Annotated in this window: 7 protein-coding genes; 6 read left to right on the forward strand and 1 reads right to left on the reverse strand. The window is 64.3% G+C overall.

Translation table 11 applies throughout. The features are described from left to right. Positions 1 to 37 precede the first annotated feature (37 nt). Positions 38 to 3,424, reverse strand: a complete 3,387-nt coding sequence (locus RBR11_RS12590) for an NACHT domain-containing protein (protein WP_308489699.1) — start codon at positions 3,422 to 3,424, stop codon at positions 38 to 40. Between the two features lie 176 nt (positions 3,425 to 3,600). Here RBR11_RS12590 and RBR11_RS12595 point away from each other — a divergent pair, with 176 nt between their 5' ends. The 6 genes from RBR11_RS12595 to RBR11_RS12620 all read left to right on the forward strand — a co-directional run bounded on the left by RBR11_RS12595 (position 3,601) and on the right by RBR11_RS12620 (position 6,490). Beyond that, complete coding sequence (locus RBR11_RS12595) at positions 3,601 to 3,822, forward strand: hypothetical protein (RefSeq protein ID WP_308489700.1); 222 nt, start codon at positions 3,601 to 3,603, stop codon at positions 3,820 to 3,822. 258 nt (positions 3,823 to 4,080) lie between these two features. After that, on the forward strand, positions 4,081 to 4,926 hold the full coding sequence (locus RBR11_RS12600) for a hypothetical protein (RefSeq protein WP_308489701.1): 846 nt from the start codon (positions 4,081 to 4,083) through the stop codon (positions 4,924 to 4,926). Between the two features lies 1 nt (position 4,927). Further along, on the forward strand, positions 4,928 to 5,293 hold the full coding sequence (locus tag RBR11_RS12605; protein ID WP_308489702.1) for a hypothetical protein: 366 nt from the start codon (positions 4,928 to 4,930) through the stop codon (positions 5,291 to 5,293). Between the two features lie 115 nt (positions 5,294 to 5,408). Then, the gene (locus tag RBR11_RS12610) at positions 5,409 to 5,723 is read left to right on the forward strand and encodes a hypothetical protein (protein WP_308489703.1); all 315 of its coding nucleotides are present in this window, start codon (positions 5,409 to 5,411) and stop codon (positions 5,721 to 5,723) included. Beyond that, positions 5,720 to 6,007: a hypothetical protein gene (locus RBR11_RS12615; RefSeq protein WP_308489704.1), complete on the forward strand. Its 288-nt coding sequence runs from the start codon at positions 5,720 to 5,722 to the stop codon at positions 6,005 to 6,007. The genes RBR11_RS12610 and RBR11_RS12615 overlap by 4 nt, the downstream gene beginning before the upstream one ends. A 120-nt stretch (positions 6,008 to 6,127) precedes the next feature. Then, positions 6,128 to 6,490 carry a hypothetical protein gene (locus RBR11_RS12620; protein ID WP_308489705.1) on the forward strand — a complete coding sequence of 121 codons (363 nt, stop codon included), beginning with the start codon at positions 6,128 to 6,130 and terminating at the stop codon, positions 6,488 to 6,490. Positions 6,491 to 6,575: the final 85 nt, after the last annotated feature.

Raw genomic sequence — 6,575 nt, forward strand, 5'->3', positions numbered from 1 at the left:
TCACCCCGAAGCAGCCGCTGGTCCGACCACTCTCCCTTCACACCTGGCACAACAGTCGATCTCGCCATTCCGGAAGACAGCCCTCAGCCGACAAATTTCGGGCGATCTCATCGCGGCTCGTCGCCTGGTAGGACTCAACCTTGACGCCACGGAGTTCCGCGTGGTTCAGCCAGTCGGATGTGCGAACTCGTCGCGGATGGAGCAGACCGACGACGTCGCTAGACGTCTTCGATGCCCACGCCGCGAGATCCACAAGTACGTCGAGATCCAGCAATTCCCCCGCCGCGAACTCCAGCGCGATCGGGAGCGTCGGCTCCACCTGGCCATCCGCCCAGCCGCTTGGATCGCTTGCGAGAACCGCTCTCAGGGCCGCGTCCTGCTGGGCCGCGAGTACCCGATACAGGGCATGGTCGACGGTCTTCACGACGGAGGCGCGCGCGGCGCCAACGTCACCACACCTGCGCGGCAACCGCAGGAGCTGCCGGTACACCTCGAGCACCACGTTGATGTTGGTCAGTTCATACGAATGGCGAACCCAGACAACGGCTGCCCGAAGGAGCGGTAGCAGATCGGCTGGATCCAGCTTGCTGTTCGGGTCCTCGGTGAGCGCCCGCATAGCGTGAGCAAGCTCAGCAGCGGATGGCGGCGACACCTCGACATCTCGTTCAGGGTGTTCCAGGGTGTGGAGCCAGTCTCCGATGATCGCCCAGGGCAACAATTCGATCTTCGGCTGGTTCTCGGTCGAGAGCTTCTGGGCGATTTCGCAGGCCGCCGAAGAACCGAAGACCCCGCGAAGCGCCGCCTCCGGACGTTCGGCGGCCTCCAGTTCCGCTTCGAAGTTGTCGAAGTCGAAGACGATGGGCTCCACTTCATGCACGAGGGGTTGGTTATCGAGCCAGGGGTGGGCCTTGATGTGCTGCCGAAGGTCGACCCCGGTGTAGGAGACGAAGCGGACGAACTCCAGTTGCGCCGCCTCTTCCGCGTCGGCCAGCGCATTGAGCGCGGTCGAAACCGCCGCAGGTGAATAGCGCCGAGGAGCGACCTCAAGCTCGGGTCGACTGCCGCAAGGGCCCCATCTCAGGAGCTCCGCGTAGAACCAGAGATCGATGTTCGGCTGGTTGCCCCATAGCGAGCGAATTGTGCTCACCCAGGCGTTGTCGCTGGCCGCTAGTGCGCGCCTGACCGCTGCACGCAGGGATTTTCCCAGTTCTTCACTCTCGGCGGCTTTGACGAACGAGGTGAAGCCGAGTGCCGGGAACCGCTGCGAACCGTTGTCGAGCCGGTGGCGTAGCAGTCGGTGCCATGTCCGCTCGTCGATGCGGAACGCACCGTCCCAGTCTTCGGCCTGAACGAAGAGACCTGCCAGCCGCTGCCGGAACAACGATCCCGGAGACGTCATCTCGGCCATCGACCGCGCCGTCCCCCGTATGACCCGGCCGGGGTCTCCGGCAGAGGCAAACGCTTCGATGGTGCGGAACACCTCATCGTGATCTCGCTCATCGAGAGACGTCATCATGAACTCGAGCGGCACTGCCCACGCGGACGTGAGCTGGAGCGCATAGGTGAAGTGGGCCTCCCAGGCGCTCCGGTCTGTTCTGAAGAGTCGGGCGAGGTAGCTACCCACGAGGAACTCATGGACCGTCTTGTGCAGCCATCGCACCGGTTGAGCTCGTTCGTATCGATGCTGTCCGTGCGGTACAAGGATTCCGTCGATCGCGAGCATCTCCTCGAGCAGGGGCCGCTCTTCATCGGTGACGGCAACGTAGAGATCGGCTTTGATCGCGACGTCCTGCGAACCACCGGACACGCCGAAACCTGCTCCACGCATCATCGCGAACGCGATCCGTTCGGCGACCGCCAGTCGACGGTCGATCTCGGGTCCCGTGAGGCGCTGGTTGGGATGCATCCTCTGCCAGCTCCGCTGGAAGAATCGCTCAAGGTACATCTCGTAGAGCTGCCCCGACCTATCCGGGACCTCGCCGTCTGACGCCACGTCCGCCACGATCCCGAGGAGAACGGGAATCTCGCCGATCGATGTTCGTCGATGGGCGCCGGAGAGCGACCGGCGGCCGAGACCGATCGCTTGCAACGCACGTCGATGCCCGTCAGGGTTCTCGTCTCCGAACCACTGGCCGAGGAAATCCCTCGCCTGCTCAGAGGTCAGCCGGTCGGTGTTGAACTCTGTCCAGTCTCGTTCCAGCCGTTCGTAGCCGACATGGCGCGAGGTGATGAGGATGCTGGATTCGATCGGCTCGATCTTGCGGATGAGCTCAGCGACGAGGTGACGCTTCTCCGCGGGAACTTCGTCCAGCCCATCCAGAGCGATCAGCCCTTCGGGTTTCGTCCGAAGCGCTTCTGCAAGAGCAGTTGGTTCGAAAGCGTTTCCCGAGGCGTAGTGGTCGACACTAACCTCGACGAGATACTCGAGTATCTGGCTGATCTCTCGATTGAGCAGCTCGCGGGAGAGCTTCGCGGCCACCGCTGAGAGCGGACACGCAATGGTGATCGGAGAACCTTCGTCCCGGATCCGCCGGATCGCGGCGGCCGCCAGGATGGTCGACTTGCCGCTTCCCGGGTCGCCGAGGAGAACGGCACGACGCGTTTGGCGGAGGACGTCGAGTGCTGGTTGTCCTCCCGACGTTCGCGGGCCGCCATACATTGAGCCTGGTGTGGCCGATGCGCCCCGCTCTCCCGGCCACCTCGAGAGGGTCATCGTAGAGGCCAAGACACTCGGCGTCAGATGGGATGGATAGCGAGGTGCGGGCTTATCAAGCCGATCCGCGAATGCGGCGGCGAAGAGCCCGGCCTGTTCAGGCTGTTCTTCTGCAAGACGGTCAGCGAACAAGCTCAGTTCAGCTTGCTCTTCCCCTTCCGTGAGACCATGAAGGTACACTTTGAGATCGTCGACGAGCTGAACACAGAACGCGTTCAGGTGCTTACGCCCCAACACCACGAAGCTACCCGGCTCCGTATTTGCCTTCCCTGCCGCGTTGTTCCACCGGAGGCCGGCCCAGCGGCGAGCATCTTGAATATCGGAGCGCCGCGACCCCTTACTGTAGACGAGGTACCGCTCTTCCGCCGATGGGTACCTCGACCCATCATCTTCGCGGTCCGTGCGGGGAAGCCAGAACGTTCCGCGAGCGCCTTCCCGCCACGCCCGTGCCTTACGCGCTTCGTCGCGCTCCTTCGGCGACTGACCGTCCGCTGTCCTCGAATCACCATAGGCAAGCGCTCTAGTGAAGAGCCTGGTGAGGTGCACATGCGTCGGCGACGCTCCGCGCGTGATGCCCTCCGGCAGCAGGGCAACGAGCCCAGGCAGCAGCTCGACGTTCCCGATCAGGAGGGGCTGAGCGAACAGGCCGCGCAGCTCGATCTCCCAGGGAGCGCGATCCTCCCACCCCTCGACTACGGGCAGCTTTGCCATAACCCCAGCTTAGTTTGTCTTGACATATTCGAACATATGTTCTATAATGCGAGAGTCCTTCATTGAGACGAGGGCAGCGCACCTGACTGGAACTCCGTCCAGCCCAGTGCGCCGTCCTCAACTCACTTTGTTGTGTTGAGCCCGTCGGCATCCGACACAATCGAAGGGACGTGGCGATGCCTACGACCGATGAAATGGACAACGGTTCCCCGCTGAACCGTGGCGCAAGACTTCTAATCGAGGCCTTCGCCGAGCGGAGGTACAGCTACACGATCGGTGCTTTGCACACCTTCGCGACCTGCTCAGAAGGTAACCCGATCGAAGCCCTAGAAGCGCTGATCAACGCGATCGGCGAGCATGCGGACGCGCACCTCAACGAGGATCCCGCCTATGGGTAGACCCTCTTTCGCCCCGTTTCACGCGGCGTGACAATGCTCCCGTTGAGCCCCACAAGGCTCACGGTCGCAGCACCGTCACTTTCGTGAGCGGGGCATTGTCATGCCCCCACTCATCTGGCTCCGCTTCGGCGGAGCCATTGCCATTTCTGGCCCCGTTGCGCTCTGCGTTGCGTCTTGCGCTCACCGTTACGTTCCCTCTTGCGCTCACACGCTCCCGGCACCTCGCCCAACCCCATGACTGCATGTTCCGGTGGATTCATGACCACCAACGAGCTCTCCCGTCAGGCGCTGCAGCTTCCTGCGCAGCACCACGCGAAGCTCATCAGCGCCGCCTACCTCACGGCGGACGAGATCACGATGCGCTGCGAGGAGCGGCTTCCCGGAACCAACCAGCTGTTCCGCACGCAGGCGCTGGTCGTGGTCGGCGGCAAGGCCCGCGGCCCGCTCGGGACGTTCACCGCTGAGAAGTGGGAACACGATGGACAGCGCCTCCACGAGATCCATCTCAACGCTGACCGACGGTGCGGTCACGCGACCGCGACGACGGGCGAGGACGCTACCGTCACGATCGCTCATGAGCTCGCGCATCTCTACGCCCACGCGCACGGTATCCAGGACACTTCAAACCGCGGCCGGTACCACTCCAACCGCTTCGCACGCATCGCCGGCGAGCTCGGTTGCAACACGGTCCGACCGGCGAATGCGCCCTACGGGATCATCACCGACCGTCTCAGCGACTGGGGCCGGGACGTATTCGCTGACCTCGTTGGTCTGATGGACGAGGCGCTGCGTCTGAACGCCGCACCCAACAACGAACGTGCCTTCGCGCCAGCTGTAGCGCCCGCCGAACCAGTACAGGCCAATAGCAAGTACGTCTTCGCTTCTTGCCAGTGCATCGTCGCCGGTCGCCCCCGCACGTTCCGGATGTCCGTGCGTCAGTGGACACTCGGGCCGGTCTGGTGCGGACGCTGCTGCCAGCCATTCACCGACGGCACCGAGCACCCGGCGGAGTCTCAACCGTTCTGGTCAAGTTTCCCGGTCGGCGCGAGCACCCTTCCGCTTCCCGCAAGAGCTCTTAGCCCGTTCGTCTCGAAGGAGATCTGACATGTGCCCCGAACCCGTCACCCTGTGGACCGTCGAGACCTTCTACGGGCTCTTCGAGCCCCGGCGCATCCTCACCCTCGAGGCATCCAGCTTGTACGGCGCTGAGTGCGCCGCCGATGAGCTTCTTACCGACGGGGAGTGGTTTCCCTCATTCACCGCGACGCGGATCGAAGGTCCGCTCACCCAGCCCCGAAACGTTCCGGCGGGTCCACCCTCAGGGTTCCAGTTCGCCCTCATCTCGCCCGCCGACGGTCAGCATGTCGGCGGCGGCTGGGTCATCGCACCATCTGCCGTTGCCGCGAAGCGGTTCGCCGAGAACACACTCGCCGGTACGAACACGGTCGAGATCCTGGCTCCGTCTCCCTAAGTCTTCGGGGTCCTTACGAAGGACCCCGAACCCCCAGAGCAGGAGGTGGCCCGCTCACGAGGCGGGCGCCTCCTGCTCCTCTTCACCCCTATATCCAAGACAAGGAGAACCCCTGATGTCTTCTGAACTGCTCCCCTTCGGGAGCCTGAACAACGCCGCCCTCACTCGTGCAGAGCAACGCGACCGGGCCGTGGTCGTCCGCCAGACCCGCCAGTCCCTCGACCGCGTCAACGCGACTGCCGTCGTGGCGACGGCAACGGAACGCACCAGAGCTTCGCTCACCGAGGAAGCCCTCCTCAACGCCGGTGCGCTGTCGGCACTGGAAGGGCACCTCATCAGCATCGCGCCCCTCGGCGAAGCCCGGTACAAAGCCATCGTCGACGGCTACGCCATCGGCGCCGCCCAGGCTATCGGGCGGTGGGGACGATGAACAACGGCGGGGAACTGTTCGTTCTCGGCCTCCTCTCAGCAGCGCTGCTCGTCACGATCGCCTACCTGGCCTGGGTACTCGTCGGCGACTGGCTGCTCCGCCGTCGAGCGGCGCCGCAACGTGCCGAGCTCGACGGCGCGCTGGCCGATCTGGCGAGCGCGGAAGCCGAGGCCCGCACCGCACTTCGCCTCGGCAGCCTCCGAGCCAGGCGGCTCCTGATCGAAGCCTCCTACGAGTACGGCAGCCACGTCGCGGACGCCGACGATACAGCCGAGTCTCTCTGAGTTTCCGCCACGACGCCAGAGCCGCGCGCTCGTTGTCGCGGCGGGCCAGGCCTCGCTTTGCGCGGGGAACACAACCGAATAGGCAGCACTCGCTGCCACAACCTCAGGAAAGGAGGCGACATGGCCAACAACACAAACACCGAGGACGAGAGGAGGACGGCCTGCGCGCTCCTCTGGCGTCAGGGAATGACCGAGCGGGCACCGCTCCGACTGGGGTTCCGGACTGTCGATGAGCAGCAGCGCCGGATCGCGGCATGTGCCACATGGATGGGCATGACGATCGTCGAGCAGTTCACCGGCACGATCCGATACCGGGTTGAAGCAGGCGACCGGCTCAACGGTCTGACTCGGATGCTCGACAAGCACCACGTCGACTGCGTCATCGTCACTCGTGCCTGCTTACGAGGCATCGACGGCGACGACCTGATCGCGCTCACCGTCCGACTGGCGAATCGCGGTATCGACCTGGTCCTGGCCGACTGAGGTCCCAGGTCGTGGGCGCCCGGCGTTTGGGGCGCCCCCGCCCCCCCAACTCGTCCTACCGTGGGTGTTGTGGTTTTAGCAACCA

Source organism: Microbacterium capsulatum (assembly GCF_030865425.1).
In the GTDB taxonomy this organism is placed as follows: domain Bacteria; phylum Actinomycetota; class Actinomycetes; order Actinomycetales; family Microbacteriaceae; genus Microbacterium; species Microbacterium capsulatum.